2 protein-coding genes and 1 pseudogene are annotated in these 1,962 nt (G+C 36.8%); all 3 read left to right on the forward strand.

Translation table 11 applies throughout. The annotated features are described in order from the left end of the window. A pseudogene (locus ABYD77_RS19040) lies at window positions 1-89 on the forward strand (elongation factor Tu); the annotation flags it as partial. Between the two features lie 101 nt (window positions 90-190). After that, window positions 191-607: an NUDIX domain-containing protein gene (locus tag ABYD77_RS19045; RefSeq protein ID WP_372771663.1), complete on the forward strand. Its 417-nt coding sequence runs from the start codon at window positions 191-193 to the stop codon at window positions 605-607. Between the two features lie 547 nt (window positions 608-1,154). Next, the gene (locus tag ABYD77_RS19050; RefSeq protein WP_372771664.1) at window positions 1,155-1,619 is read left to right on the forward strand and encodes a hypothetical protein; all 465 of its coding nucleotides are present in this window, start codon (window positions 1,155-1,157) and stop codon (window positions 1,617-1,619) included. Window positions 1,620-1,962 lie beyond the last annotated feature (343 nt).

Genomic DNA, 1,962 nt, shown 5'->3' on the forward strand with positions numbered 1-1,962 from the left:
CAATCGCGATGGACGAAGGTCTACGTTTCGCGATCCGTGAAGGTGGCCGTACAGTAGGTGCTGGTGTTGTAGCTTCTATCGTTGAGTAATCAACTATAGAAATGCAAACGCATTGAAAAAAACCCGAGCTTAGGCTCGGGTTTTTTTATGCGTTAATATTTTCAATATATCTGAATGTAAGGCATACCAAGTGGAATTTGATGGTTGTAAATTAGCTGCGCTCTATCAGGGTAAAATCCTCACATATCTGCGAGATGATATTCCTAATATTCTTTTTCCAAACCAGTTTGATTTACCAGGTGGTGGACGAGAGGGAAATGAAACAGCAGAACAATGCGTGCTTAGGGAGCTACATGAAGAATTTGGCTTAATGTTACCAGCTAATAGACTCACGAATAAAATTAAGTATCAGTTAAATAGCGGCAAGAACGCCTACTTTTTTATGGCGATCTTAACCAGCGTAGAAATCCAAACAATAGTATTTGGTGAAGAAGGCCAATTTTGGCAGTTAATACCTATCTCAGAATTTGTTCAGATGAATGGTGTTATTACTCGTTTAAAAGAACTGGTGATAGTTAATATAGAAAACAATAGAAAGTTAAAATGAAGCACCTATTAATCTTATTATTTTTGTTACCAAGCGGGTTATAAGCAAAACTAAATAAAGCGCGCCTAGAACTTTACCTTAAAATCGAACAGGCTGTTGAATGTTATGCGCCAAGGCCTAGTGTCAATTCGTTCCAATCTGTTATAGCACCACTATTTGAGTTGCAACAAGGCTTTCAGCATGTGGATGGCCTTGGTTGGACATACAATACGGCTCTCAAAGGGTGAGGTAAAGCATCTTATTAGTTAATACTTGAGCTAATTCAGCAAGAGAAGCATCATTCAAATAAAAGTGAATCAATGACCATAGAAGTCGTCTAGAAATTTAACCAACGATTCGACATTACACACAATTACCCATGACAAATAATTAACGATACACTGTTTTTTGCCACCAAACCAAAGTGAAGCAACGTTTAGAGCTTGATTATTGTTTGGTTAAAAAATATGAGCAGCAAATACCCGCTAAGGTAAAGTGCTGTTCTTATTTTGTTTGAAATAATTTTTATGTGATGATTAATAAGTTGATTATTTAATGAGGCAAGTAAGTGGAAGTAGTCGTTGTAGAACAGTCCAATATGCGAGTTTATTTAAACTTATTACAAGGGTATGAAGCAGAGTTGTCAGCAATCACTGGAAAGATACCTAACTTAATGGGGCTTTTTGATCTAGATACAGAACTTGTTGATAACGTATTTGGCTTAATTTGTTACGTTAAAGATAGGCCAATCGGTATAGCTGCAATAAAAAAACACACAGCAGCAAGTTTTGAAGTTTCTGAATTCTATGTTGTACCAAGTGTAAGATCTAAAGGTATAGGTTGTGAATTTGCCCATTGGATTTGGCTGCATTACCAAGGAGAGTGGCAAATAAAACAAATTAAAGGTGCAAATAAAGCAACTGTATTTTGGCGAAAGGCAATAAAAAGTTATGAATCACCCTATAGTGAGAATGTACTTGAAGATAGTTATTGGGGTGAAGTAACTCAACAAACATTCAACTCAAGTAAGTAAAAAACAGTTGTATAGTCTTAAATGCTACTTAAAAGCTCACAAAACTAGCAATTTTGAGCGGTTTTGTACATATTTCGCCCGAACGATCCAAAAAACTAAAAAAAGTTTGAAATAGGGGTTGATCCAAATTCGGATCTCTCTATAATGCGCCTCCACCAACACGGGGAGCGACGCAGCATAGCAGCGAATCACGAGTTGGTTGAGTCAAGTAAAACTGAGTTTTGAACTTTCTCAAAATAATGAGAAAAATAATCAAAATTAAGTGTTGACAAAAAATTAGGAAAGCGTAACATGCGCAGCCCTAACAGCGACGAAGCGTCGCAGCAGACACAAAGTTGTTTGC

The organism is Pseudoalteromonas sp., assembly GCF_041629635.1.
Lineage (GTDB): Bacteria > Pseudomonadota > Gammaproteobacteria > Enterobacterales > Alteromonadaceae > Pseudoalteromonas.